Source organism: Bartonella sp. AA86SXKL, from assembly GCF_042196885.1.
The window spans coordinates 1-703 of record NZ_JBHIRE010000342.1 but is presented as its reverse complement, the minus strand read 5'-3'; the positions used below and the strand labels follow the sequence as shown (position 1 = coordinate 703).

Genomic DNA, 703 nt, shown 5'->3' with positions numbered 1-703 from the left:
ATATACGTACAGGTAAGGCCTTTTTTGGTCGTCGAAAAGGAAAACGGCTACGGAACAGTCAGCTTGTACTTATAAAAAAGCTTTTTCCAACTCTGGACATTAACTTAAATAACTCTGTACCCCTAAACTTAACGTCCTTATTTTCCAGAAAAGTAAAAGAAGTTCGTCTTGAAATTGGCTTTGGTGGAGGCGAACATTTGCTCCATGAAATGAAACATTTTCCACAAACCGGTTTTATCGGAATCGAGCCCTTTATCAATGGCATGGCAAAAATGTTACTGTCTCTTGAACAACATAAACAGTATCAAAACCATATTCGCCTTTATGATGACGACGCTACACATCTTCTTGATTGGCTTCCGAATGCATCACTTGATGGAATAGATCTTTTCTATCCTGATCCATGGCCTAAAAAAAAGCATTGGAAAAGACGCTTTATCAACATGAAAAATCTTAATCGTTTTGCTCGCGTTCTTAAAACAGGAAAAAAATTCCGCTTTGCCAGCGATATAGAAAGTTATGTAAACTGGACCCTTTACCATTGTTCAAACCATCACAGTTTTGAATGGGAAGCAAAAAATCCTAAGGATTGGAAAACACCTTATACGCTATGGTCAGGCACTCGTTATGAAGCAAAAGCTTTACGCGAAGGACGAGCACCTACTTATCTTACTTTTATCAAGAAATAGATGATGAAACGCTC

1 protein-coding gene is annotated in these 703 nt (G+C 38.0%); it reads left to right on the top strand.

The window, feature by feature from the left end; translation table 11 throughout:
- The first annotated feature begins 2 nt into the window (after positions 1-2).
- The gene (locus tag ACFIO5_RS11905) at positions 3-689 is read left to right on the top strand and encodes a tRNA (guanine(46)-N(7))-methyltransferase TrmB (RefSeq protein ID WP_375705522.1); all 687 of its coding nucleotides are present in this window, start codon (positions 3-5) and stop codon (positions 687-689) included.
- Positions 690-703 lie beyond the last annotated feature (14 nt).